Raw genomic sequence first — 25986 nt, 5'->3', positions numbered from 1 at the left:
GCTACTCGGTTTGTTAATTTGCTTGGCCGTTTGCCCTCCTGGGGGACCTTGTCCCCCGGCCGGGCGGGCCTCCCCCTGCTTTTGCCCGACTGGGCTCGTTTTTCCGGTTTTCACCGACAACGGCGTTTCGACCCCGGCCCGATGGCACGTCCCTGTGCCAACGGGCCTGGCGGGGCATCCATGCCCCGGCCGGGTCGGCCGTTGCGGTGAATCCCGGCTCGCCCAGATGGGCATTTTGTAGCCAGCTGCGCTGGGTGGAATAGGTGTTGATTGATACTGGTCGTCCGACGGCTACTCGGTTTGTTAATTTGCTTGGCCGTTTGCCCTCCTGGGGGACCTTGTCCCCCGGCCGGGCGGGCCTCCCCCTGCTTTTGCCCGACTGGGCTCGTTTTTCCGGTTTTCACCGACAACGGCGTTTCGACCCCGGCCCGATGGCACGTCCCTGTGCCAACGGGCCTGGCGGGGCATCCATGCCCCGGCCGGGTCGGCCGTTGCGGTGAATCCCGGCTCGCCCAGATGGGCAATTAACGGTGGCCAGCTGCGCTGGGTGAAGTCGGGATTGTGTGTTGTGGGAGCGAATTTATTCGCGATGCTGTTGCGCCCGACACCCGACACCCGACACCCGACACCCGACACCCGACACCCGACGCCCGACGCCCGACGCCCGACGCCCGACGCCCGACGCCCGACGCCCGACGTCTGACGTCTGACATATTTCGCGCCCATAAAAAAACGCGGGTTTTGCCCGCGTTTTGTGTTTGGCTGTGGATAAAACCCCGTTGCTTTACACCCGGAAGCGTTCGATGAGGCTGCCGAGTTTGCGGGTGCTGTCGGCGAGGCTGCTGCTGGCGTTGGCGGCGCTGGCGGCGTTGTCGGCGATGGTGCCGGAGGCGTCGGCGATGCGGACGATGTTGCCGTTGATTTCGTTGGCGGCGGCGCTTTGTTCTTCGACGGCGCTGGCGATGCCCATGTTCATTTCGGAAATGGTGCTGACGGCGGCGGAGATGGTGGCGATGGTGTCGCTGGCCTGTTGTGACATGCTGGAGGTCGCTTCGGAATTGCGGGCGCTTTGCTCCATGGATACTACGGCCTGGGCGGCTTGTTCCTGCAGGCGCGAGATCATCTTGTTGATCTCTTCTGTGGATTCCTGGGTGCGTGAGGCGAGGGTGCGAACCTCGTCGGCAACGACGGCAAAGCCTCGGCCCTGTTCACCGGCACGGGCGGCTTCGATGGCGGCGTTCAGTGCCAGCAGGTTGGTCTGCTCGGCGATGCCACGAATCACATCGAGTACCGAGCCGATGGATTCGGTTTCGGCACGCAGGCCGCGGATCACATCACAGGATTGCTGGATGTTGGTGGCCAGCGAGGAAATCCGTTGTTGGGTCTCGTGCATGGTCGACAGACCCTTGCGGGCGTTGTCGTCGGCGTCACGAGCGGCGGCGGCGGCACGTTCGGCGTTGCCGGCTACTTCCTGAATGGTCAGGCTCATTTCATGGGAGCCGGTGGCGGCGAGGTCGGTCTGTTGCAGCTGCTGCTCGGTCATACGGCGGGTGGTGGCGCTCACTTCAGAGATATCACCACTGAGGCGTGACAATAGCTGGGAGGTACTTTTGGTTTCGGCGACCACTTTCTGGATGGTTTCGACAAAACTGTTGAAGGCATGGGCGATGCTGGTGATTTCGTCGTCACCACGGGCGGGCAAACGCTGGGTGAGGTCGCCTTCACCACGAGCAATGTTGCTCATGGCTTTGTTCACGATCTGCAGCGGTGTACGGATGCTGCTGGAAATCATGGTCATGATGGCGAACAGTAGTGCAATCACTACCGCCGAGGTCAGCAGCATTTTTCCACCGGATACCCAGTAAGCGGCATCCACATCCATCATGTGAACCCCGGTGCCGATGATCCAGCCCCATTGTGGGAACAGCCGCACGTAGCTGACCTTCTCTTTGGGTTCCTTGTAGTCCTTGTGTTGCCAGAAGTATTCAACAAAACCACCTTCCGGGTTGGCTTTGGTGATGTCAGCCATGACCACAAAGTGGTGCTTGCCCTTGGCATCGGTTTCGTTACGCAAGTCTTTACCTTCCAGCTCTGGCTTGAGCGGGTGGGCGACCATTTTGACGTCGGGGCTGGTGACAAAGAAGTAGCCTTTGCCGGAGTCGTAACGCAGTGCCTTGATGGCTTCCTTGGCCAGACGTTGCGCCTCCTCGCGGGGCATGCCGTTCTGTTCCATCTGGTAATAGTGTTCGACCAGACTGTAGGTATCTTCTACCAGTTCTTTGACGAATTCTTTCTTGGCGTTGTAAATCCCGGAGTAGGTCTGGCTAAGCCCCTGCAGAACGATGACGATCACACACAGGATGGTGGTCGCCATAAGTACCCAAAGGCGGTTGCGAATACTGATTGCACGTAACGAATGCATATAATATGACTCTCGCTGGACTGATGGCGTGGGTCTGATCCGTGGATCAGCACTCATGGTCAGTTTTGAGTTTAGGTTATATTCTCAGCGCTGTTGTTTCAGATAAGTTGAGTAGCGTTGCATGAAGCCGGACACCATCAAGGTCAGAAAAAACAGTCGCTGTATTACCCTTGTTTACGGCAGCGACGAGTACAGCTTGAGTTTTGAGTTGCTGCGGGTGTATTCCCCGTCAGCGGAAGTGCGTGGCCACGGCACCGGTAATGGCGTGCTGCAAACCGGCAAAAAAGACGTTGGCCTGTTGCGAATCGAGCCTGCCGGTAACTATGCCCTCAAGCTGGTATTTGATGATGGCCACGATTCTGGCCTCTACGACTGGGACTATTTGCGCCATCTGTGCCTGAATCAGGACGGCCTCTGGGCTGATTATCTGCAACAATTGCAGCAAGCCGGTGCCAGTCGTGAATCAATTCTGATCAATATCCGTAAGGTGTAAGGTTTTTAACCAGCCGATCGCGTTATACTGCCCGCGTAATTTCAGTAAATTCCGACCGTTGGGATGTTTGCCCCGGCGGTTGTCACATCAGGAGCCGAATTTGACGGATTCCACCAGCAAAACTGCCCCCGCCTTTCATGATCCCAATGCCGCGCAAGAAGCGGCGAAATACGACAACCCGGTAGCCAGCCGCGAAGCGCTGCTGTTGCTGTTGACCGGTGCCGGTCGGCCGCTCAGCCACGAAGATGTCTGTGAAGCTCTCGCCGAAACCGATCCGGAGCGTGTTGAAGCCCTGCGTCGGCGTCTGATTGCCATGTCCCGTGATGGTCAGCTGATCAGTAATCGCCGTAACCAGTTTGCACCGATGAAACAGGTCGACCTGATTACCGGTGTGGTACAAGGGCATCGTGATGGTTACGGCTTTGTGCTGTGTGAAGGCGACGATATCTATCTGTCGAACCGTCAGATGGCCAAGGTTTTCCATGGCGACCGCGTGGCCGTGCAGGTGATTGGTCTTGATCGCAAGGGCCGTCCGGAAGGCAAGATCGTTGAAGTGCTGGAGCGTAACACCCAGCGCATTGTTGGCCGTTATTTCGACCAGTCCGGTATGGGCGTGGTGCAGCCGGACAACAAACGGGTCAGCCAGGAAATCCTGATTCCGCCAGCCGCCCGTAACGGAGCCGAACACGGCCAGTTTGTGGTGGTGCAGATTACCGAACAACCCAAGCCGGGCGGTCTGCCGCTGGGTCATGTGATTGAAGTGCTGGGTGACCACCTGGCACCGGGTATGGAAATTGAAGTGGCGATTCGCAGCCACGACATTCCGCACGAATGGCCAGCCGCGGTAAACGTTGAAGCCAAGAAGCTGCCGGATGAAGTGCGCGACGCTGACAAGCAAAACCGCATCGACCTGCGTCATCTGCCGTTTGTCACCATCGATGGTGAAGACGCCCGTGACTTCGACGATGCCGTTTACTGTGAAGTGAACAAGAACACCGGCGGCTGGCGTTTGTACGTCGCTATCGCCGACGTATCACACTATGTGCAGGTGAACTCCGGTCTCGATAAAGAAGCGCACCAGCGTGGTAACTCGGTGTACTTCCCGGGCTTTGTGGTGCCTATGCTGCCGGAGAAACTCTCCAACGGCCTGTGCTCCCTCAACCCGAACGTCGATCGTCTGGTCATGGTCTGTGAAATGACCATCTCCAAAGCCGGCAAGATCTCCGGTTACCAGTTTATGGAAGCCGTGATCCACTCGCATGCACGTCTGACCTACAACAAGGTCTGGCTGATGCTGCAACAGCCGCGCACCGAAGAAGGCGACACCTGGCGTGCCCATTACAGCGCGCTGGTGCCTCACCTTGAAGAACTCTATTCCCTGTTCCAGCTGCTGCGCTCCAAGCGTGAAGAGCGTGGGGCGATGGACTTCGACTCGGTGGAAACCCGTATCCAGTTCGACTCCGAACGCAAGATTCAGGAAATCGTCCCGACCGAACGTAATGACGCCCACATGCTGATCGAAGAATGCATGCTGGCCGCCAACGTCTGTGCCGCCGCTTTCCTGCAGAAATACGAAGTGCCATGTGTGTACCGTGTACACGCTGGCCCGAGCATGGAAAAACTCGAAAACCTGCGTGCTTTTCTGGGTGAAATGGGCCTCGCGATCCGTAACGGTAGCGGCCAGCCAACCCCGAAAGACTACCAGGAGCTGCTCAACAGCATCAGTGATCGTCCGGACTCGCACCTGATCCAGACCGTACTGCTGCGCTCCCTGAGCCAGGCGGTGTACCAACCGGAAAACCAGGGCCACTTTGGTCTGGCGTACGAGGCGTACACCCACTTCACCTCTCCGATCCGCCGTTACCCCGACCTGCTGGTACACCGTGCCATTCGCAGCGTGATCCGCAGTGAGCGTGAATGTCGCCATGCCAAACGTGCCGACGGCGCCCAGCCAATGGCCAAAAACAGCATTTACCCGTACGACACCGGTGCCATGGTGGCGATGGGCGAACACTGCTCCATGACCGAACGTCGTGCCGACGAAGCGACCCGTGATGTGGTCGACTTCCTGAAGTGTGAATACATTCAGGATCGCGTTGGTGAAGTGTTTGAAGGTGTGGTTTCTGCCGTGACCGGTTTTGGTCTGTTTGTGGAGTTGAAAGAGGTGTATGTCGAAGGTCTGGTGCACATCAGTACCCTCAGCAACGACTTCTACCACTTTGACCCGGTCAAACACCGTCTGACCGGTGAACGCACCCGTCGCAGCTTCCGCCTCGGCGACAGTCTGTGGGTGCAGGTGATGGGTGTGAACCTCGACGAACGCAAGATCGACTTCGAGATGGCCACCGCACCGGGCCTGAAACGCAGCAAGCTGGAACAGCCGCCTGTACCAGCGCGTCTGCCACGCAAGCGAGTTGCTGGCCAGACCGGTGAAGAACAGACCCTGAAACCGGATCTGGTGCCAATTCTGCCAGCCGACCCGGATCGCAAGGGTACTGGCCTGTACGGCAAAAAGCGCAAGGCCGCTGACGACAGCAGTGCTGACGGCAAGGCTGGCAAAAAGCCATCCTTCAAAAAGCCGGATGGCAAAAAAGCCGACAGCAAAAAGGCCGACGGCAAGAAGAAAAAGCCGAGCAAGCGCCAGAAGCTGAACGCCGCCAAGGCAGCCCCAAAAGCAGCTGGCAAGAAAAAAGCCAGCAAAAAGAAAAGCTGATCAAGAACTGAACGATACATGAAACTTGAAGCCGTATACGGCCTGCACGCCGTCACAACCTTGCTGGAACGAAGCCCCGATCAGGTGGTGGAAGTCTGGGTTCAGTCTGGTCGAATCGACCAGCGTATGCAGAAGGTGCTGGCGCGTGCCGAAGCCCAGGGCCTGACCATTCGTGAAGCCGACAAAGGCCTTCTGAACCAGAAAGTTGAAGGCAATCACCAGGGTGTGATTGCTTTCCGCAAGCCTTTGCAAGGTTACAGCGAGCGTCATCTGACCGAACTGCTGGATGCGATTGAGGGTAACCCGTTTATCCTGATTCTGGACGGTGTCACCGACCCGCATAACCTCGGCGCTTGTATCCGTACTGCGGATGCCGCCGGTGTGCATCTGGTGATTGCACCAAAAGACAAATCCGCACCGATGAACGCCACCGCTGCCAAGGTTGCCTGTGGTGCCGCCGAAGTGGTGCCTTACGTGCAGGTCACCAACCTCGCCCGTACCATGAAAGAACTGCAGGAACGCGGTATCTGGATCATCGGCACCGCCGGTGAAGCCAAGGTGTCGGTGTACCAGCAAGACCTCAAAGGCCCGCTGGCACTGGTGATGGGAGCGGAAGGTGATGGTATGCGTCGTCTGACGCGTGAAAACTGTGACCATCTGATCAACATCCCGATGGCCGGTGAAGTGAGTTCGGTAAACGTATCGGTTGCCACCGGTATCTGCCTGTTTGAAGCGGTACGTCAACGCCTGCTGGCCTGATTCATCGCGATTCAGTACCGCATTCACCGAAGGTAATACCTCAATGCCGATCAGCTAACCCTGATCGGCATTGTTGTTTCTGCGCCGGTTCAGGCTCTGGATTCTTGCTGCGCCTCTCCGAACGACCCGAATGGCAAGCGCGCCACTTATTCGTGACGCAGGGCTTCAATCGGGTTGAGCTGGGCGGCGCGGCGCGCCGGGAAGAATCCGAATACCACACCGACCAGGGCCGAGAATACAAACGCCAGCACAATAATGCCGGGGTCGAGTACCAGCGGCACCTTCATCAGCAAGGCCATGATCCACGACAGCAGCAGCGCCAGCAGAATGCCGAGGATGCCACCAAACGACGACAGCACCACGGCTTCCACCAGAAACTGCCACAGCACCTCGTGTTCCAGCGCGCCAATGGCCAGACGGATACCAATCTCGCGGGTTCGTTCGGTTACCGATACCAGCATGATGTTCATGATGCCGATACCACCGACCAGCAGACTGACCCCGGCGACCGCACCCAGCAGGCCGGTGAGGGTTTCGGTGGTGCTGGTGAGGGTGGCGGCCAGTTCGGTGGTGTCCATGATGTGGAAGTTATCGCTTTCGCTGCCGGTGATATTGCGGCGCAGCCGCAGCAGACGGGTCAGGCGTTCTTCGACGTGACTGCTGTCGACACCGTCCATCAGCGACAGGTAAATCTGTTGCACATCGCCGCTGAGAGCATCACGACCGGCCAGACGGGTCTGATAGGTCGGGAAGGGCATTAACACCAGATCGTCCTGGTCGTTACCAAAACTGGTCTGGCCTTTGGCTTTGAGTACCCCAACCACGGTGCAGGCGTAACGGCCAACCCGGATACGGCGGTTGAGCGGGCTCTGGTTGGCAAACAGTTCTTCGACAATGGTGTCACCGACAATGCAGACGGCACCGCCGTTGGTTTCCTCGTCGTTGGTAAACAGGCGACCCGACTGCAAATCCCAGTTGGAGGCCACCAGATAATCATTGGTGGTGCCACGGACACTGGAACTCCAGCTGGTGTTGCCGGAAATCAGCGTCACGCTGGTTTGAGATACCGGTGCCAGCGCCTTGATACCGGCCACTTCGAGGCGGATGGCGTCGATATCACTCTGGCGGAAACCCGGTGCTTCGACGCGGTCGCGGCCGGGGCCCATGCCCTGGCCACGGTTGACCATCATCAGGTTGGAGCCCAGTGCCGAAATACGGTTGGTCACCTGTTGGGTGGCGCCGTTACCGAGGGTCACCATGGTGATCACCGCCGCCACACCAATAATGATGCCGAGGGTGGTGAGGAATGACCGTAACAGGTTGCGGCGGATTTCCTGCAACGCCAGCCGCAGGGCGTTCATCAGCATCAGCATGAGGTAGCTCCTGTCTGGCCCGCTTCTGGTGTGTGGGCGTGGGTGTGGGCCGGATGAGGCGGATTTTTCTGGTCAGAGGCGACCCGACCATCCACACAGTGAATGGTGCGACCGCTGTAGGCCGCCATGTCCGGTTCGTGGGTGACCATCAGGATAGTGAGGTTCTGCTCGCGGTTGAGGCGCACCATGAGTTCCATGATGTCGCGACTGCGTTCGCTATCGAGGTTACCGGTGGGTTCGTCGGCCAGCAGCAAGGATGGCTGGGTTGCCAGTGCGCGGGCAATGGCGACCCGCTGTTGCTGACCACCGGACAGCTCCGATGGCTGGTGTTTGGCCCAACGCTCCAGACCTACCTGTTCCAGTGCCGCCATCGCCATTCGGCGACGTTCGGTTTTCGGCAGGCCACGGTAGAGCAGTGGCAATTCGACGTTTTCGAGAGCACTGGTACGCGCCAGCAGGTTAAAGCCCTGAAACACAAAGCCCAGATGCAGTCGGCGTAACAAGGCACGCTGATTACGGTCGAGGCTGGAAACCGGGGCGCCACGGAACCAGTATTCGCCACCGCTGAGTTCATCCAGACAGCCGACGATGTTCATCACCGTCGACTTGCCGGAACCACTGGGGCCCATCAGCGACACAAATTCACCGGGCTGGATGGCAAAGTCGATGCCCCGCAACGCCTGGAAGCTGGCACCACCCTGACCATAAACCTTGGTGACCTGTTGAAAACAGACCAGCGCATCGGCGCGAGGACAGAGGTTGTTACTCACTGGGAAACCTCAACCGCATCGGTAATCACCCGATCACCTTCCTGCAGCTCACCGGATTTCACCTCGGTGCGCAGGCCATCACTGATACCGGTTTCGATCGGCACCGGACGCGGCTGGGCGCCTTTGCCGTCCTGGTTGTCGCGTAATACCCAGATCATGGCGTGGCCACCGGTGAGAGAACCGGCCATACCGCTGCCACCGGAACCACTGTCGCCGCTGCCCTTGTTATCACCCTTGCCGGAACCACCACCGCCTGGGCCACCGGCACCCGGAGGAGGGCCCATACGCATGCCGCGGTTGCCACCGGTCAGGGATGACAGCAGGCCACCGGATTCGCTGTTGGAGTCTTTACCAGCAGAGTTGCCAGCAGACTTGTTGCCGTTCATATCGGCGGGCGGTTGTCCTTGTGGGCCGCCATCGCTGTTTTCCGGTGCACCATCCGGACGCGGTGGACGATTGGCTTCCAGCATGGCCATATCGGGCTCAAAACGCAGGGCGGCGGTAGCGATGGTGAGGGCGTTATCGGCTTGCTGAACGGTGATGTCGGTAATGGCGGTCATCTGCGGCAGCAGCAACAGATCATCGTTTTTTACCGCCAGTACGGTTTCATACGACACCACGCTGGAGTCGGACTCTTCGGTTGAGGCCAGACGAATCTGCTCAATGCTGGCGCTGAAGGTTTTGTCCGGCCAGGCATCCACACTGAACGAGGCGGTCTGGCCCTGTTTGATCAGACCAATATCGGCTTCGTCGATATCCACATGCAATTCCATGTCGCGCAGGTCGCGGGCGATGATAAACAGGGTCGGGGCTGACAGGGATGACGCCACGGTCTGACCCGGTTCAATGTCGCGCGCCAGCACCACACCATCAATCGGCGACACAATACTGGCCTTGCTGAGATCGTAACGGGCGGATTCCAGCTCGGCTTCGGCGACCGCCACACTGGCCTTGGCGGAGGCCAGATCGGCCTTGGCCTTGGTCACGGCAATACGGGCGCTGTCGTAGGTCTGGCGGGATGGATGGGTGCCGTTACTGAGTTTGTAGACGGTCTGGTAATCGTTAAAGGTCAGTTGTGCTTCTTCGAGGCTGGCCGCCGACTGCTCAACACTGGCGCGCGCCGATACCAGATTGTTCTGGCGGGTGACTACTTCGGCCTGCAGAGTGCGGGTATTCAGACGTGCCAGCAGCTGGCCCTTGCTGACCTTGTCGTTAAAGTCGACCAGCACCTCATCAACGATGCCGGATAACTCCGAACTCACTTCAACCTGATCACGAGGTTCAATATTGCCGTTGGCGGCGACGGTGACCACCAGATTGCTGCGGCTGGCGGCATCGGTTTTGTATTCGGTGCGGGTGCTGCTTTTGCTACCGGCCAGCCACCACCAGAGGGCGGCGGCAATCAGCAACAACACCACCAGCACCAGCCAGATCCAGCGGCTCTGGCGCGGCTGGTTAAGGCCGAGTTCCTGCATCACGTTGGTGGCTGCAGGGTTGGATGACTTGCGGGAATCGGGATGGTTAGCCACGAGAGCGCTCACTCCTGTCGGGTCGTAGCGGCGCTGCTGGTCGCGGATGGGGCGAGGTTATCCACATCCAGGGCCAGAGCACGATAAAGGGTAATCAGACTGCTGCGCAGATCGGCGTTGCCTGCCACACGGGTGGCACGGGCGCTGAGCCAGCTGGCTTGTACGGTGAGGGCATCAGAGCCACTGAGCAGGCCGGCCTGCTGCTGCTGCTGCGCCAGTTGCCAGGCCTGAGCAGCGGAGTCTTCGGCTTGTAACAGGGCTTGCAGCTGTTGTTGCTGGCTGTCGAGTGCACTGAGGGCGTTTTCGACTTCCTGACGGGCACTCATGAGCGCGCTGCGGTAGTTCACCAGCGCCTGTTGCACGTCCAGCTCGGCACTGCTGATGCGGTTACGAATCTGGCCGCCATCAAACAGGGTGTAACCAATACTGGCGGCGATCTGCGCCACGATCTGTTCCGGGTCGAACAGGCTGGCGGCGTTGCTGGAGCTGCTGCTGAGGCTGCCACTGAGGCTGATCGACGGCCAGCGCGAGGCCTTGCTGGAATCGAGGCTGGCAACACTGGCGCGCAGGTTCCATTCGGCGGCCTGCACATCCGGGCGTTGTTGCAGCTGGCTGGCGGGCACCTGTAACGAGGTCGGCAGCACACTGCCGAGTTGCTGGTCGAACAGATTGGCGTCCGGCACCGGCAGCTGGTCGGGCTGGCCCGGCAAACGGGCGGCTGCTTCACAGTCACCACAGATGATGCGGATGTCCTGCAGAGCCTGCTGATACTGGTCGCGCCATTGCGGAATGGCGGCTTCGGCCTGTAACCAGCTGGTGCGGGCGTTGGCGACATCAAGATCGGTAATCAGACCGGCCTGACGCTGCCACACCATCTGCTGCCAGGTGGCCTTGCTGATGTCGCGGTTATCCACCGCCAGTCGCCAGCGTTCGACGCTGTTAATGAGTGAACTCCAGGCGCTGATCAGATCGGCCAGCAAACTCAGTTGCTGGTATTGCAGGGTGGCGCCAGCCCCTTGCCATTGGGCGACCGCCGCTCGTTCGGCGGCATCCAGTTCACCCCAGAGGTCCAGCTCCCAGCTGGCAGACAAGCCCAACCCCAATGAGTTAGCGGCACTGCCGTTATCGGCAAACGGTGTGCTGCTGCGCCCGGCCGAGGCCTGGGCACTGACCTGTGGCCAGCGGCTGGCATTGCTGCTGTCGGCGGTTAAACGCGCTTGCTGGTAACTGATACGGGCGGTGCTGATATCAGCGTTATAGGCCAGAGTCGCCTTGATCAGCGGTGCCAGATGCTGAGGGTCCGGACGCTGCCACCAGGCCAGAGTGTCGGGCTGCAGCACGCTGATATCGCTGTTGCTCTGAATGCTGGCTTGCGGATGCGCTTGTGGCCACTGGCTGTCGCGCAGTTGCGGCAGGTCGGGCAATTCACTCTGGGTGGCACAACCGGCCAGCAACAGGCATAACAACGACGCAAGGCTGCGCCGCTGTAATCGGGGTGGGATCACAGACGAAGAATTCAAGGTGGCTCACCGTAAATGAGAATGACTCTAATCTGCCTGCCTTCACGATTGGACTCCACCGGGCCTTCGTAAAGATCGGGCAGGATTTGTCATTTCGCCGGATGGGTTCCGCTGCGGCGGACGTAACGGCAGAGTTGGCACGCTGCCGGACAGTCCGGTGGATAGTTCGGTGGACAGTTCGGCAGCGCTGAGGGTATTTATGTTTGTGTTTATGACTGCGTTAACCGGCGTACGGTGATCAGTGGTTGTAACCAGTGCGGACGCCAGCTGAGGATCATGGCGGTGATAAAGGTCGACAGCGCCAGCAACATGATCCACACCAGCACCGCCATACTTGGATGGTCGGCAGCCAGGCACGCCAGTGCCGACAGCAGCAGGCTGATCGCACCGGCCCGCTGCAGAGCTTTGACCGGGTGGCGGCCGTAGTTGGCTTGGGCTCCCAACACCTGTTTCCAGTGCACCGGTTTGGCCAGGGCCAGCCAGATCATGCCCACCAGCATCAGCAGGCAGGCCGTGATTAACCAGAATGCGGTATTCATGCTGCGCCTCCATCCAGCAGTGCAGACGCGGGCTGCGATGGCAGCACGCGCTGGCAGGCCTGTTCATGCCGCCGTTGCAGATAACGGGCGGTCAGGGTGGCACCCAAAGCACAGACCAGCAAAACCAGATCAACCCCGGCGACTGCCATGTAAGGCTCCAGCAACAGGGTACGCAGCAGGTGATCACCGGTGGTGATGGCGTTGGTCAGCACTGCCAGTGCCGCCAGAATGCTGATCAGCCAGACCTGTTCATACCAGGCGGCACTGGCGCGGGCGGCGTTATGAGTGTTGGCTCGTACAAACCCGTGCAGCAGGCTGGCCAGCCAGGCGCCACAGAAAATCCACTTCTGCCAGTCGGCACGCTGATCCCCTTCGGGTAACAGGCGGTTGGCGACCAGCATGGCGAGGGTTGCCAGCAGCAGGCCGGTTACACAGGCCAGTGCACAGGCTTCCACCAGTCGGCTGCCAAACTGGCCTTCACGGGCGTGCTGGAACTTGCGTTTCTCGATAAAAAACAGGAAACCGGTGGCAATACAGGCACAGCCCAGCAAACCACCAAACAGATAGAGCCAGCGCAGGCTCCAGTGTTCGAAGTGTTGCAGGTGCAGGCCGGTGAGGAACTCGTTGGCCGATTCCACCGCCGGGTGATCCAGCTCCTGCAGCAGCAGGCTGCCATCACTGCCACGGAAATGAATGGCTTCGCCGACCAGCGCCACACGATCACTGCCTGCGCGGTAGATGCTGACAAAGCTGTTGGCGTCCCCCACATGGCTGACCATCAGAAAGCCGACTTCCCCCGCCATGCCGCGTTCGGCCCACAGGCGTTTGGCTTCCAGCACCATGGCATCAACGGAGGCCAGTGGTGCCGGAATACCGGAACGTTCGTGTGGCAAGCCGTTCTGACTGGCTTCCAGTGCTTCCTGTTGTTCATGCAGGGGTTTGAGCAGGGTGTCACTCACCGGCATATAAAATGTGCTGGCAAAAATGATCAGGCCGGTAAGGGCAAAAAAGAAGTGGAAGGGCAGGGCTACCACGCCGGTCAGGTTGTGGAGGTCGAGAATACTGCGCAGGCGGCTTTTCCATGGACGGAAGGTAAACAGCTCGCGGAACAGTTTGCGGTGCATCCAGATTCCGGACACCAGTGCGACCAGCATAAAAAACGCGGCCAGACCAACGATGTAATAGCCCACCGAGTTCCATTCCAGATTGAGGCTGTAGTGTAGCGGGTAAAACCAGTCGCTGCCGATTTTCAGGGCACTGTTGGGGACTTCGTCGCCCGTACGCGGGTCGATGGTGGTGTTGGCGTGAATATGGTTATGACCAACGCTTTCCAGTGGATGCGGGACCCGAAAGCCAACACCGATCTGTAATACCGGATCACGGTGGGTGGTGTAGGCCCAGTATTCATCAACAGGCAATTCGTTACGCGGGGTCATTGGACCGGCAGCCGGGTCGTGATACAGCGGCATCATGCGGTCATATTCGGCCTGGTCGGGCTGCATTCGCTGGTAAGCGGGTAATAACACCTGATCAAACGACGGCATCGGCTGCGGATCAAAGCGGGTTTCCGGTATCGCCCAGCGATCAATCTCGCGGTCGAATACCGACAGGGCACCAAAGAAAAAACAGACCATCAGCACAAAGCCGAAGATCAGGCCCAGCCAGGTGTGAAGCCAGGTCATGGCGTGACGAGGGGATGCAAACTCCATAATGGCTCCTTCAGGGCAGGATCAGTGCTTGCAGCTGCCAACCGGCAGCCGTCATCAGACTGCCAACCGCGGCCAGCATCAGGCTCAGGCGATAACGGTGGCGGCTGGCAAAAGCCCATAAAAAACCGGCCAGACAGACCGGAAACGCCAGTAACAACAGGCCGGTTTCGGCACTGTGAAAACTGACTCCAGAGGCAACCAGTGCGCTGATGCCCAGGGTGGTTACACCCCAGGCCAACAGGTAGCTGCCCATCAGGGCAGCCAGCAGCGGACTGATACTGTCACGAGTGAGGTACCAGAGACGGTTCATAGGATCAGAAGTCGTACTGGGCGCTCAGCGAGACTGTACGCGGAGTGCCGTACAGGACCTGGCCGAAGGTGCCGATGTTGGTGTAGTAGGTTTCGTCGGTGAGGTTGTCGATGTTCAGCTGGGTCTTGAACTGCTCGTTAAAGCGGTAGCTGGCCATCATGTTGTAGAGGGTGTAAGCCTCCTGTGACACCTGTTCGGCAGCACCGCTCACCGGGTTGGTGGCTTCGGCATAGGCGCGGCTTTCCCAGTTGGCACCACCACCCAGAGTGATGGCACTGAAGCGACCCGGCAGCTGGTAACTGCTGTACAGCTTCAGCATTTTGCGTGGCTGTTCAGTGTTGACCTTGGTGCCATCAGCATCTTCGGCTTCCCACGAGGTCCAGCCGGTCTGAACTTCCCAGCCTTTCTGAACGGTGCCGGTCAGTTCCAGTTCATAACCACGGGACGTGGCACCATCGGCTTCAACATAGGCCTGATCGGCTGAGCCCTCCACGGTATTGGTGCCATCGGCCTGGGCGAGATTATCCTGTTCGATGCGGAACACGGCGGCAGATGCAATCAGGCGATCATCCATAAAACCGGCCTTGATTCCGGTTTCGTAACTCTTGCCCACAATCGGGTCGAGCACATCACCGCTGGCACTACGTTCGTTCTGGGCACTGAAAATATCGGTGTAACTGGCGTACAGGGTGTAGGTGTCGTTGAGGTCGTACAGCAAGCCCAGATACGGCGTTACTATGCCATCGTGGGTAATGGTCTGGGCTTCGTTATAGGCTGCGGCCTTGCGGTCGATTTCCTGGTTGGTGATTCGGGCACCCACAATGGCGTGCAGATCATCGGCCAGACTCAGGCGCGTGGAGCCGGACAGAGCGGTCTGGGTATCAATAAAGTGTTCGTACAGGAAGGTATCGCCCCAGATATGTTCGGCGTAACCGGTGCCATCCCATTCGTTGAAGTTGCCAATGTCGGCCACACTGGTGGCGTTGGCTGAGTGGGCGATAAATTCCCGCTGGCCACGTGACAGGGTAATGCTGGCCTGATGCTGACGGCCAAACAGCGAGTAATCACCACGGGCGCTGATGTCCATCATGCGGTAACTGGTATCGGTATCAAACTTGCCACAGTTACAGGCGCTCAGACCCAGGCCGGTTTCTTCATCGGCGTTGCCAGACACGTACAGCAACCGGGAGTCGCTGCTGGAGTTCCCCTGATTTACCCGGGCATCCAGTTGCCAGCCGTTATCCAGCTGGTGGCTGAGTTCGGCAAACAGATTGGCGTGGCGGTTATCCCAGTAGGCCCAGTCGGCGGAGGTCGTGGTTGAGCGGCTATAGTGGGAGCGGCTGCCATCGCTGTACCAGGCCGGAATACCACCCCAGGTCGGCGAGTTGTTTTCGTTGAGCTGGTAATTGCCTCCCAGCGTCAGACGGGTACGGGCCGACAGATCCATTTCGGTGGTCAGATAAACCATGGAGCTGGCGCTATCACCCACATCACGGAATGAGTCTTCCTGCTGGTGGCTGACCACTGCACGGCCGCGCACATCACCATCGGCGTTGAGAGCCGAAGCGACATCCAGCGAACCGTTGTACTGGGCGCGATTACCGGTGCCAAGAGTGGCGGTGCCTTCCAGTTCCTTGCTGTCGGCACGTTTGCGCACCATGTTGATGGCCGCCGACGGATTACCTTCACCCGAGGTCAGGCCGGTCGCGCCCTTGATCACTTCTACCTGTTCGTACATGGCGGTGCTGGAGGCGTTTTCGCCGGTACCCCAGCCCGGATCAAACAGGGTTGGTACCCCATCAATCATGATGGTGGTGATTTCAAAACCACGGGAATAGTAATACTGGCGGGCGCTGTCGTATTCCTTCACGGAGATACCAGCGGTCTGGCTCAGCACGTCGTTGATGTTGTCGAGTTTCTGCTCTTCCATCCGTTTGCGGGTGAATACCGTAACCGACTGCGGTGTTTCTGTGGCTTCCAGCGTCAGGCCGGTAGCGGATTTGGCGGCATCGCCCTGATACGAGGTGTCGCTGCGACGGTCTGCCTTCAGTGCATCTGCCGTCACTTTTACCGGAGCAATTTCAATTGGCGTGTTGTCGTCGGCCTGAGCCAGCAGTGGCAACGCCACCATGGATACCAGGGCGGAACGGATTGCAAACGCCAGCGGGTTGCGGGCAGCGTGGCGGAAGCCTGAAAAGCGCGTCATAGCGAGTTTTACCATCCTGTTGGGTTGATGTCGGGCAGGATGATATTGTTATCGTTAACATTTGTAAATGATATGTGTTATCGTTTAAATCTATCGATGATCGATCAACAAACAATGACGGGAGCGAGCATGATTATCACCACAATGGCCATTCCAGCCACCGCAAACACACAGGGCAGCCATTGGCTGCCCTGTGATTCAAACCAGTCGAGGCCTCAGGCCATCGCACCAAACAGCGGCCGTCGCTTGAATTCATTGAGTGCCAGCCCAATCAGCATTACCCCGAAAAACACCGCGTATTCAAAACCACCGTTGTTGGCCAGCCACACAAACCCCTTCAGGGCAAATACCGAATAGGCCGCTACTGCCATCACCGATGCCAGACCCAACGCCGACCAGCGGGTACAAATACCGAGGATCAGCAGAATCGCAAACACCGCTTCGGAGCCACCGGCAATCCACACCCACAGCTCAGGTGGCTGAAAACCGACCTTGCCAAAAAATGCCACCGTGCCCGGAGCCGGAGCCCAATCGGCAAACTTGCTGAGTGAGTGGGGCAGCATAAACAGCCCACAGGTCAAGCGGGTCAGCACCAGACCATCACTCAGATTGAAGTTACTGGCCTTGATTGCAAAATCGTCACGGCTGATGAGGTTCATAAGACGCTCCCTGTTTCGCCATTGTTGTATGGCTTAACAATGCACGGGAATGCAGCGACCAACCCCGACATGGGTCAAGGGCGGAAAGGATAGGGGGTGTGGATGAAGTGGTTTGTGGCGCGGGAGTTGCTGGCGGGTAGCGAGTCAACTACTGACTGGTAACTGATCGACAATATCCCGGATCACCTCGTCCGGATAGCCGAGTAATCGAACAGCACCGTTGTCGGATATAATGATTTCAATCTCAGTTGTGGCGCTTGGGCGAGCCTCAATCCTGCTGGCTGGTGGGTAGTGATACCCCTGGTTACTGGAGCCTGACCATTGCAAGTTGATCTGCCGATTTTCACGTTGGTATCGTCCATAAATCACAAGATCCGTAACCCGGTTGATATGATCCAGCAGACCCATAGCCACGAGCTCATCCAGTTCGTAACCGGTGTAGAGAATTCTGGTCAACGCTTGTGCGTGTAAATGGGTGAGTAGCCAAAGGGTGTTATTGGGTTGTTGTAATGGCTCGCCTCCGAGCAGCGTTACTCCATCGATATCCGGAGTTCTATGGATTTCGTCCAGTAATTGCTGCCGATGTACAAGTTTCTTCTCCCTGACTGACCACATATCCTGATTCCAGCAGCCCTCGCAAGCCAGAGAACAACCCTGCAACCAGACAACAAAGCGTTTGCCGGGGCCATAGATATGGCTCTCCGGCTCGATATGGGCAACGTTGAAGTATTCGCCATAGTCTTTGGCCACGGTTACACCATTCGGGTCAGAACCAGCTGGATCTGGCCTTTACTGTTGGTGGTTTCCTTAACCGAATAGCCTTGGGACCTGGCTTTGGCAATGGCTTGTTGGCGTGTAGCTTCAACACGGGCTTTACGTTCTTCCTCCAGGCGAATACGTTCCTGCTCAGCAGTCCGCGCAAGATAACCTTGATAGGCCACTTCATACGCAGATCCGACCTCCTCAAGAAAGCGGCCAACTCTGGAGTAATGCTTTTCTGCAAGCCTATTGCTTATGCGGCCATTCATTTCGCTGGAATCGTGACGCAAAATCCAGCGATCCCCTTCCAGGCGAAAGTGTTGTGGGCCGTAGTAGTCCGACCGATTGGTTAGAATATCTCCTACCACCAAACCTCCGCGATGACTGACGGTTTGCAGATTCGATACGGTGATTTTCACCGGCTCAGCTCCAACAGCCTGCAATGCTTCCATCAGCATTTCTTCAATTACAAATGGCGTAACGGTTTTGATTACGGCACTCATCAGGATTTCCCCTTGAGCGACTGAACTCGATTCGTATGTTGGGTTTGCTCTTGATGATATTCATCGGTCTTTTTGACGTTGCTGACGACACCTTCCAGATTCAGCAGCTCATCCAGCGCTTCCAGACAGCTTTCGCCCTTGAAGCCACTGGTCTTGGCGGTAATGGCGCCATCGTCGTTAATGGTCAGGGTAATTTTCTGTTCAGGCATTGGCAGGCTCCTTGTCGCATACGATTTTTGCGTTCAAACGTTTCGCATCCCGTTTGGCCTGATCAATCTGATTCTTATCAAATACCACTAGATAACGGATCTGCTGATGTTGACGCAGTTTAGTCCCTTCAGCAGGCAATTCTTCTGACGGCCATTGGTATTGGTTTTCAATAGCTTGATTACCTTTCAGGCCGAGCTGTTTGGCAAAGGCATCGGATGCTTGTTTCGGTTGATACACAAACGATGAACCGTGTTCATTCAGTGCTGTTTCTGCTCGTTCCTGTTCAGTTCTGCTGTTAGCCAGTGCTTTTTGAGCTTCCTGAATATCACGATCGATTTTTTTCACGCCTTGCTCATGATCAGCCAGGCAGCGTTCAAAAGCGCTGTAATGCTTTTTCCAGAGTTTCTCTTGGATGGATATTTTCCAGTTGTTAGCCTGACCCACATCCATGGATTGCAGTGCTTCCCGTCTGGCTTTTATACAGGCTTGGCGAGCCTGTTTTGTTAATTCATCACGTCTGGATTTGGCTTCTTGAATAGCCTTCTGTCTAGCCTGCTTTTCTGGCTCATCAGCATCTTTTGGTGCCGCCTGAGGAATTTCAGGCAAAACTTCTGCAAGAAACTGCTCTGGCTGGATGTCGTTGATTTCGGTCTCGTTCAGCTGCTGATCTGTCAGCTTCTCGGCAGCCAATTTCCAGCTAGCCCTGAATTTTTGCTCAACCTGAGAGGTGGCATCTGTCTTTTTGTTTTGCAGCTGATCAAGGGCCGACGACTTCTGTTTCAACAGGTCGTTCGCTTTCAACTGATCAGTTTTTAATTCATCACGACGTTGTTCCCAACGCTGATTCTGTTCGGCCTCGTCCAGCTTCTGCTCGGTATCGGAACCACGCTTGCGAATTTTATCCTGCAAGGACTCTAATTGCTTTCGATGTTCCTTTCGCTCCGCTGGTGTTGCTGTAGTGACAGACCAGGTTTTGAGGGCATCGATTTCCAGATTCAGGGATTTCACCGACTGTCCCTGCCCAAGCAAGAACCCCTTGATAAACCCTCTTAGCTTCTCAGCAATTCCGGCTTGCTGCTGGTCGATCTTGGACTGGGCATTAGTGAGCAGTTCAAGGCGTTGCTGCCAATCCTGTTCTGAATTTTTCCAGTCTTGATACAAAGCATCGGGCTTAGCAGTTTCAGGGCAGTAGGGTGGGTGTACGACCACATCATAATCAATAAAGTGGGCCAGCTGGCTGCGTTGCCAGGCGGTCACCCCGGACGCCAGCTGTTCGGCATTATCATTCAGGAAACTGTCGATATCACGAGCTCTGATATCCTCAAGTTTAATTTTACGTTTTTGTTTAATCACATATTCCAGACCGGGCTGGTCTGCAAATCGAAGTGGTTGCAGATCAGCGCATTCGCCTATCGCTGTTTGGGCTTGATATTGCCAGGCGGCCTCCTCAAAGGCCTGTTCGTATGCCTGCTTAATTTTATGGCTTTGCTGTGCTGATAGCTTTAAGCACCAATTCGCCGCCGAAAAATCCGATTGATCTGGCAGCAACCAGTTTCCTTCCCTTGATATCAACAACGATGGAATCCGATTCTCGGTCAGGGCTACACCGGTACGAGCCTGCTCTGCTATATCACTGGAGTGAGTACCCAGCAGCAAACGCCAGCCATCACCGGAAGCATTAAAGCCGGAATGAGTAGCCGCTTGTAATTGGTTCAGGGTATCGCCCAGGCAATCGTTCAAGTTGCCGCATAGCTGATGGGAATGATTGGTAACGACGACGCCATCCGGATGTTGCACGCTGGCTTGCTGCTGGTTCTGCTGCAGGTATTCCTCATTGCTATTTTCCCAAAACAGTTTGCAGAAGCTGCGGAAGCTGTCATCGATTTGCTGAGGTTCCAGCTGGATTCCCCAGGCAGCTTGATCTGTAGATGCCAGAGGTTGACCCGACATCAACAGTAGTCCTTGTGCCTGAGTGGTGGTGTGATCCACCAATACCAAAGCACCTTGCTGGCTCACGCCAGTGCGAATCAGGCAACGCCCAGAGAGAGTATCAATTGCCGCCTTGTTGGCGTTTTTGTCGTTCAATAGCAGATAAATACGAGTACCTTTGTCTGCTTGTTCTTTCACTGCCTGAATCAGCGATCCTTCTTTCAATTGCTCACAGGCAATCAGAAGGGTGAGGCGCGCCCCGGAGATAACCCGCTTGAGAATCTCACAATTATGCTGTGGTAAAGTTCTACTGAAGTTCGCATCGGACCTCTGTTTGCTGAACAAAGCAGGCAGATGCTCGTTCTGGTAATCGATTCGAAATTGTTCCTGACGAGGTACGATCCGTGTCATCAAAGAGCCTCCACTGCGGTGTTATTGATCCGGTCTTGCAGGTATCGAGGCAGTTCTGACACCTCTTTCGGAGTAAAAGTCGGTGAGCCATCAACACTGAATCGGCCATCAGTCTCGCGAATAAAGTCCAACCCGCTGCTGCATTCCCAGCACCAGGTATGCTTCGTACCGATCAGAATCCAGTACCGGCCGTGGTTATCATTTTGCTTTTGCAGGATTTCGCGCGACCAGTTGTCTGGGAGTTCTGCTTCTTTTCCGTGCTGTTTATCCAGCGTTAGCAACAAGCCCTCGGCATCAGCAAGAAAAGCAGCAACATGGTTCAGGTTGCGGCTCTGACGTGGGGTATGAACGTAACGATCTGAGTAGATGATGTGCTCTATGTCTTCACTGCCTGACAACTGTTGGATCAGCTGATCGAGATCCAATACATCACCGTTTACCAGACTGATCGGCATGCGCTGCTTGCGGCTTCTGGAAGGAGTCAGATCCGCCATCGCCGCAATATGCCAATAGGCGCTAGGCTGACTTTCGCGAGATAGCTCAGACAACAAGGACTGTTGTTCTTTAAGTGGTAATTCGAAGTCATTCAAGGCGATATGATCCAGCCATTCTGACTGCTGTTTACGAGCCTCTGTCGATGACTGGTATTTTCTGCTGTAGAAGTCTTTCAGCCAGCAGTGCTGCCAATCTTCAGCATCAGATTGGTTAGCTGGTTGAATGGGAATGTGTTTGGCCAGAACAGAATGAAACTCCCCTATCTTGGTCTTCAGGCTTGAGCAATTCAAACTGCCGATCTGGAATTTCTGCACAGCAGATGGATAACGCTGAATCTGTTCCAACCGAGTACTTACACGTTGTTCTTCGGGTAGCCAGCGGCCGTCGAATTTTTCAGCGATAGCCGCCATGACATCGTTCAGACGATCACTAAAATCATCAATATAGACTTCCAGAGCTTCTGGACGTGAGCTGGATTTGTTCTGGCCGCCCTGTGTTTGAAAGTTCAGCATATCCAGCTGGCCTTTCAGGCTGACCAGCGACTGCGAAAAGTCCAGCGTCCATTCAAGCTGAATCTCTGCTGATTTTTCGGGCGAGCAAATCACTTCAGGCTCAAGCGATATGATCTGCAAACTGATATTTTTCAGTTCTGTCTTGTTGCGATCGACAAAAGACTCCTCCAGAACGCTCAATTGTAACGACTCATCTACCCGAAAATTTGATCGAGCCGCGTCAGGTCCTTTTTTCCAGCTTTGCATATTGGGTTCAAAGAACGCTGTATCCCTCTGAATAAATGTCGGACGAATCCCAAAAAGCGGGTCGTTCTCTGTGTACCAGATATGATAAAGACCGCGCTCTTTGGCTTCGAACCGGCCGCTATCAATGACTTGCTGGCCCTTATCTGTAATACCTGATTCATTCCACAGCGTTTCCTGTTTGAGATACTGCTTCAGTCGAGGCGGCATATCGGCAGGATTGTTTTGTATACCCTTTAACAAGGACACCAGATCAGGGCGTTCTCGCAAAAACGTAACTCTTGCGATGATGGGATAACGTTTCAACTGAACGGTTCTGCTGAGTGTTAAGGCTAGCGAGCCTGTTTTGCCATCGCCGGGACTGGATTGATTAGCAGCCTCTCCTTGAGCATTCCCTTTACGTTCCGCTAACGACTTCATTCTGTTTTTCTGATTGCCACTCATTGATGAGACTTCCCTTTCTTACCTGCATGATGGTGCGACTGTTTTTGGCTACTGGCGGTCGAAACATGGCAGGATTCTGCAAGTTTTTTCAGTTCCAGCGTACGGGAGCGCTGAGAGAAATATTCATGATGTCCAACAATTACTAACTGATAGCGGGCACGGGTAATGGAAACGTTAAGGCGGTTGGGTGAGTCCATAAAGCCGTCGCGATGGGTATTTACCATCGACAGGAATACCACATCGGCTTCCTGGCCTTGGAAGTAGTCCACTGTCGCCAACTTGATCGATATGCCTTTGTAATTAAATCGTGCGTAACGGTTAGCATTTCCTGGCAATTGCTGCAGTGCTTCTCGCAAGGCTTTTTCCTGGCCCTTGTAAAACGTCAGAACTGCTACATCAAAGGGTTCGCCTTTTTTGCTTTTGCCTTCTCCCCAATCACAAAACGCTTTCAGCTCGATAATCAGAGCATCGGTTTCCTGCCGGTTGCTATTCCCCCTTAACGTTGTTCCTCGAACATCCAACCAGATATTACGGGATTCATATTGTGGATAGTTCCATGCCCTGTCGGAAGTCGTTTTGCCTCCGTCAGCCAGCACGCCTGGCGGATAAAACTGCTGCCGAGGAAATTGGGATATATCGGGGTGCATTCGATGCTGGTAGGTCAGCGTCGTATAGCGCTGGGATTTTTCAGAAGGATTAAATCCCTGATTCAAGGTCGTTGGATCGTCATTCTTGCGTTTGACCAGGCCATCGCCCGATAGCGCCTCAAGAATCGACGGGAAAGCGATATTCTTGAGCACATGAATCCGGCCATCAGCCGATATCGACTTGGGAAACAGGCGTTCCAATGTGTCTTCAATATAGCCAGTTTTCTGCCGCTGGTTGGCGGATAACCGCAGCCAGTATTCACGCTCCAGCCGCCAGCACACCTCTTCCGACCATTTGGTGCTATCGATACGGTCGAGTAGCTCCCTATGAACCTGTGCGGTATCCGTGTAATCAGCGGTTTTAACTTTGAACGACTTACAGCCAGTTCCCGAAACCTTATGCCGCGCTGCTTGGGAGGTGCGGTACCAATCGGGATGCAGTATCAACATATCGTCAGGAATCCATCGAGCAATCTCGCCCAGACAACCTTCTTCGACGAAACATAGATTGTGACGATACAGTTGATCCGGTTTCTGCTGAATTTGTTTAACGCCAACCTGATGGTGATCAGCATTGCGTCCCTCATTTGCCATCACGACCAACAGGTTATCGAAACCCTTGGCAAGTTTTGGCAGCGAAGTGCGTGTTCGAATTTCATCAACCAAGGCGTTTGCAACATCACGGGTAACAGGCACCAGCATTGGCTGTGAATAAGGAGACTGATGATTGCCTCGTAGCTCTTCCAAAATAAAACAGGCTTGCTGGACTGCTGCAGAAAGGTTCTGACCCGGTGTTTTGCCTTTGGGTGGAACCAGCATCAGATTATCGAGGTTGGCGACGATCTGTTCACGATCAGTAAACGGTGATAGCTGACGAACGTCGCCTACCAATACCCAGCGTTTGGCAAAACGCGCGGGCACCAGGAACTCCTGAAAAGTGGTTTTACTGCATTCGTCGATGATCATCACATCAAACGGCGGCTCACCGGTATCCAGTGACACCTCGCGATCATTGAATAGTCTAAGAATACCGATGGTGGTACCGCAAACCAGATTGGAAGAGTCCACCATCAGCTGCTTGCTGAGCTGATCACACCCTTGGATTTTCTGAAGACCATCAAGCAGATTGTCGAACTGGAATTCTTCCACGCCGATGGCATTGTTTTCATCACCGATGCGCAACGGAAATATTTGCGCGGACAGCGCTGGATTTTCCTTGATGCGTTCCAACACGTTATTGATTGCGGCATGGGTGGAAGCCGACAAAAGCACACGTTTGCCTTGCAACACCAGCTGCATGATCAGTTCAAGAATCGTGGTGGTTTTACCTGTGCCCGGCGGGCCATCCAGAATGGTGAAGTCGTTACTGGCCAGAGCCTTGGTGACAAACTCGCGTTGACGATCACAACCATCGAAGTTCGGGTCTGTCAGTACTTTCCAGCCGGACTCCGGGATTTGAAACAGTTGTACATCGGGCCAACGTGTTTGCTCACGCTTCTGCAACATCTGAATCAGAGGCCAATGGCCTCCAGAAGGTCGACTCATCAGTTGGTTGATGGCGTCCTTTTGACGACGCAGTTGGCTGGTGTCCACGCTCACGCGGATCTCGCAGGACTTCCCTTGTTGGGATGGATACTCGCTATTCCAGTTTTTCTTGCCTTTGATATTTCTGGCCAGCAAGATCTGGCGCTCATCCTGACGAACCTTGAGTACACGAAAACCATCGTCATTTTTACGCTGGGTGGAATCAAGAATTTTGATGTTCTGGTTATCGCCAAAGAAGTAATCCAGATCGGATTTACCTGTGTCGTCACCGCTGTCTTTTTCGATCAGCTGAATCCATTTTTCTTCGACTTTGGCAGACTCCACTGTCCAGGACAGCTGAGGAAAAACGGAGCATGTCAGAACATCAGAATCCTTCAGTTGTTCTGTGCCTCGACTCTCGAGCACCAGAACCTGGCTTTTGTCCTTCTGATCCCCCTTTGTGGCAAGGCTTTCAACCTTCAAATCCCAGTGATCACTTTGCAGAGAATGTTCCTGACATTGAAAGTGACCACAACTCAGCCTTGCCAGTTGCTTACTGGTAATGTCGTCCAGCTTACGACCGTCGACCTGAGGCCGCGACTCTGAAAACAGCAGCCAACCATTACCCTCAGATTTGGCGTGCCATTGCTTAAGCCAGGACTCATCCATTCCTTTAATCAGGGTGAAAGGCGTGTCCTGGCCACCAATGGACAGTTTGCTACTGGCTGTCACATGACCTTGCAGAACTAGACGAACGCCAGTTTGCATCGTGACCTTACATGGTTGACCATCGATATAAACGGACTCTAGCTGATCAAGCTGAACGGCCATTGGACGCAGTTCCAGCTGATACCCACTCCAGGAAATCGGGTCATCATCCAGTTCAAGCTTGGGTAAATACAGCTGGTAATCCGAGGCGTTAAATCCACCATCGGTTATAACCGTCTCTCGTCGACCTTTGCCTTTACCCTGCTGAATCGGATCGTTTTCATCCGGGTCGAAATCCGCATCAGGTAACTCACCATCGACGGAGAGAATCTCAAACCAGCCTTGCTTGCCAGCCGCCACTTCAATTTCGCTCACAGGTAGAAGTTGCCAGATCCGTTTGTCGGGCTTGAGCTGATAACGCTTGTTAGCAACAGGCTTCCATTCACAGCTGACTTCCTTGTTCTCCAGCGCTTTGATGCTGTTGTTCAGGTAATGCATAAACGGCATCAGGACACTGTTGGTCTGGCTGGCAAGGGTGACCGCCTTGAACCCCTGTTGTTCAAGAGCAGTAAAAAACGGGTTTTCCATAACACGCTGTC

At 55.6% G+C, this 25986-nt stretch carries 19 protein-coding genes; 3 read left to right on the top strand and 16 right to left on the bottom strand.

The window, feature by feature from the left end; genetic code table 11:
* Positions 1 to 784: 784 nt before the first annotated feature.
* Entirely contained in the window at positions 785 to 2422 is a 1638-nt protein-coding gene (locus tag OUO13_RS13545) for a methyl-accepting chemotaxis protein (protein ID WP_283174432.1), read from the bottom strand.
* Between the two features lie 121 nt (positions 2423 to 2543).
* Between OUO13_RS13545 and OUO13_RS13540 the strand changes: the two genes are divergently transcribed.
* The 3 genes from OUO13_RS13540 (at position 2544) to rlmB (ending at position 6387) form a co-directional block, all read left to right on the top strand.
* The gene (locus OUO13_RS13540) at positions 2544 to 2915 is read left to right on the top strand and encodes a gamma-butyrobetaine hydroxylase family protein (RefSeq protein WP_283174431.1); all 372 of its coding nucleotides are present in this window, start codon (positions 2544 to 2546) and stop codon (positions 2913 to 2915) included.
* A 100-nt stretch (positions 2916 to 3015) separates the two neighbouring features.
* Entirely contained in the window at positions 3016 to 5628 is a 2613-nt protein-coding gene (gene rnr, locus OUO13_RS13535; RefSeq protein WP_283174430.1) for a ribonuclease R, read from the top strand.
* An 18-nt stretch (positions 5629 to 5646) separates the two neighbouring features.
* Positions 5647 to 6387 carry a 23S rRNA (guanosine(2251)-2'-O)-methyltransferase RlmB gene (gene rlmB, locus OUO13_RS13530; protein WP_283174429.1) on the top strand — a complete coding sequence of 247 codons (741 nt, stop codon included), beginning with the start codon at positions 5647 to 5649 and terminating at the stop codon, positions 6385 to 6387.
* A 146-nt stretch (positions 6388 to 6533) separates the two neighbouring features.
* Here the strand turns inward: rlmB and OUO13_RS13525 are convergent, their stop codons facing one another.
* The 15 genes from OUO13_RS13525 to OUO13_RS13455 form a co-directional block, all read right to left on the bottom strand.
* On the bottom strand, positions 6534 to 7760 hold the full coding sequence (locus OUO13_RS13525; RefSeq protein ID WP_283174428.1) for an ABC transporter permease: 1227 nt from the start codon (positions 7758 to 7760) through the stop codon (positions 6534 to 6536).
* Positions 7754 to 8530, bottom strand: a complete 777-nt coding sequence (locus tag OUO13_RS13520; RefSeq protein WP_283174427.1) for an ABC transporter ATP-binding protein — start codon at positions 8528 to 8530, stop codon at positions 7754 to 7756. Before OUO13_RS13520 ends, OUO13_RS13525 begins: the two co-directional genes overlap by 7 nt.
* The gene (locus OUO13_RS13515) at positions 8527 to 10059 is read right to left on the bottom strand and encodes an efflux RND transporter periplasmic adaptor subunit (protein WP_283174426.1); all 1533 of its coding nucleotides are present in this window, start codon (positions 10057 to 10059) and stop codon (positions 8527 to 8529) included. Before OUO13_RS13515 ends, OUO13_RS13520 begins: the two co-directional genes overlap by 4 nt.
* 8 nt (positions 10060 to 10067) lie before the next feature.
* On the bottom strand, positions 10068 to 11579 hold the full coding sequence (locus tag OUO13_RS13510) for an efflux transporter outer membrane subunit (protein ID WP_283174425.1): 1512 nt from the start codon (positions 11577 to 11579) through the stop codon (positions 10068 to 10070).
* 209 nt (positions 11580 to 11788) lie between these two features.
* Positions 11789 to 12118, bottom strand: a complete 330-nt coding sequence (locus OUO13_RS13505) for a DUF3325 domain-containing protein (protein WP_283174424.1) — start codon at positions 12116 to 12118, stop codon at positions 11789 to 11791.
* The gene (locus OUO13_RS13500) at positions 12115 to 13827 is read right to left on the bottom strand and encodes a PepSY-associated TM helix domain-containing protein (protein WP_283174423.1); all 1713 of its coding nucleotides are present in this window, start codon (positions 13825 to 13827) and stop codon (positions 12115 to 12117) included. Before OUO13_RS13500 ends, OUO13_RS13505 begins: the two co-directional genes overlap by 4 nt.
* Positions 13828 to 13837: 10 nt before the next feature.
* Complete coding sequence (locus tag OUO13_RS13495; protein ID WP_283174422.1) at positions 13838 to 14137, bottom strand: iron uptake protein; 300 nt, start codon at positions 14135 to 14137, stop codon at positions 13838 to 13840.
* Between the two features lie 4 nt (positions 14138 to 14141).
* The gene (locus OUO13_RS13490; RefSeq protein WP_283174421.1) at positions 14142 to 16343 is read right to left on the bottom strand and encodes a TonB-dependent siderophore receptor; all 2202 of its coding nucleotides are present in this window, start codon (positions 16341 to 16343) and stop codon (positions 14142 to 14144) included.
* A 215-nt stretch (positions 16344 to 16558) separates the two neighbouring features.
* The gene (locus OUO13_RS13485) at positions 16559 to 17002 is read right to left on the bottom strand and encodes a DoxX family protein (RefSeq protein ID WP_283174420.1); all 444 of its coding nucleotides are present in this window, start codon (positions 17000 to 17002) and stop codon (positions 16559 to 16561) included.
* Positions 17003 to 17146: 144 nt separating this feature from the next.
* The gene (locus OUO13_RS13480; RefSeq protein WP_283174419.1) at positions 17147 to 17752 is read right to left on the bottom strand and encodes a 4Fe-4S single cluster domain-containing protein; all 606 of its coding nucleotides are present in this window, start codon (positions 17750 to 17752) and stop codon (positions 17147 to 17149) included.
* A gap of 2 nt (positions 17753 to 17754) precedes the next feature.
* Positions 17755 to 18264, bottom strand: a complete 510-nt coding sequence (locus OUO13_RS13475; RefSeq protein ID WP_283174418.1) for a hypothetical protein — start codon at positions 18262 to 18264, stop codon at positions 17755 to 17757.
* Entirely contained in the window at positions 18264 to 18473 is a 210-nt protein-coding gene (locus tag OUO13_RS13470; RefSeq protein WP_283174417.1) for a DUF2997 domain-containing protein, read from the bottom strand. The genes OUO13_RS13475 and OUO13_RS13470 overlap by 1 nt, the downstream gene beginning before the upstream one ends.
* Positions 18466 to 20814 (bottom strand): hypothetical protein, encoded by a 2349-nt coding sequence (locus OUO13_RS13465; protein WP_283174416.1) that lies wholly within the window; start codon positions 20812 to 20814, stop codon positions 18466 to 18468. Before OUO13_RS13465 ends, OUO13_RS13470 begins: the two co-directional genes overlap by 8 nt.
* A complete protein-coding gene (locus OUO13_RS13460; protein ID WP_283174415.1) occupies positions 20814 to 22508 on the bottom strand; it encodes a hypothetical protein in 1695 nt (564 codons plus the stop codon). Before OUO13_RS13460 ends, OUO13_RS13465 begins: the two co-directional genes overlap by 1 nt.
* Positions 22505 to 25975, bottom strand: coding sequence for an AAA domain-containing protein (locus tag OUO13_RS13455; RefSeq protein WP_283174414.1), 3471 nt, complete (start codon positions 25973 to 25975; stop codon positions 22505 to 22507). The genes OUO13_RS13460 and OUO13_RS13455 overlap by 4 nt, the downstream gene beginning before the upstream one ends.
* Between the last annotated feature and the right edge of the window lie 11 nt (positions 25976 to 25986).

The organism is Parathalassolituus penaei (genome assembly GCF_026626885.1).
GTDB lineage: Bacteria > Pseudomonadota > Gammaproteobacteria > Pseudomonadales > Oceanobacteraceae > Oceanobacter > Oceanobacter penaei.
This window is presented reverse-complemented; position numbering and strand designations above follow the sequence as displayed.

Bases quoted from the DNA above. Each gene is read 5' to 3' on its own strand.
- OUO13_RS13545 (WP_283174432.1), bottom strand. From the start codon at position 2,422: ATGCATTCGTTACGTGCAATCAGTATTCGCAACCGCCTTTGGGTACTT.
- OUO13_RS13540 (WP_283174431.1), top strand. From the start codon at position 2,544: ATGAAGCCGGACACCATCAAGGTCAGAAAAAACAGTCGCTGTATTACC.
- rlmB (WP_283174429.1), top strand. From the start codon at position 5,647: ATGAAACTTGAAGCCGTATACGGCCTGCACGCCGTCACAACCTTGCTG.
- OUO13_RS13525 (WP_283174428.1), bottom strand. From the start codon at position 7,760: ATGCTGATGCTGATGAACGCCCTGCGGCTGGCGTTGCAGGAAATCCGC.
- OUO13_RS13505 (WP_283174424.1), bottom strand. From the start codon at position 12,118: ATGAATACCGCATTCTGGTTAATCACGGCCTGCCTGCTGATGCTGGTG.
- OUO13_RS13500 (WP_283174423.1), bottom strand. From the start codon at position 13,827: ATGGAGTTTGCATCCCCTCGTCACGCCATGACCTGGCTTCACACCTGG.
- OUO13_RS13495 (WP_283174422.1), bottom strand. From the start codon at position 14,137: ATGAACCGTCTCTGGTACCTCACTCGTGACAGTATCAGTCCGCTGCTG.
- OUO13_RS13490 (WP_283174421.1), bottom strand. From the start codon at position 16,343: ATGACGCGCTTTTCAGGCTTCCGCCACGCTGCCCGCAACCCGCTGGCG.
- OUO13_RS13485 (WP_283174420.1), bottom strand. From the start codon at position 17,002: ATGAACCTCATCAGCCGTGACGATTTTGCAATCAAGGCCAGTAACTTC.
- OUO13_RS13475 (WP_283174418.1), bottom strand. From the start codon at position 18,264: ATGAGTGCCGTAATCAAAACCGTTACGCCATTTGTAATTGAAGAAATG.
- OUO13_RS13470 (WP_283174417.1), bottom strand. From the start codon at position 18,473: ATGCCTGAACAGAAAATTACCCTGACCATTAACGACGATGGCGCCATT.
- OUO13_RS13465 (WP_283174416.1), bottom strand. From the start codon at position 20,814: ATGACACGGATCGTACCTCGTCAGGAACAATTTCGAATCGATTACCAG.
- OUO13_RS13460 (WP_283174415.1), bottom strand. From the start codon at position 22,508: ATGAGTGGCAATCAGAAAAACAGAATGAAGTCGTTAGCGGAACGTAAA.
- OUO13_RS13455 (WP_283174414.1), bottom strand. From the start codon at position 25,975: ATGGAAAACCCGTTTTTTACTGCTCTTGAACAACAGGGGTTCAAGGCG.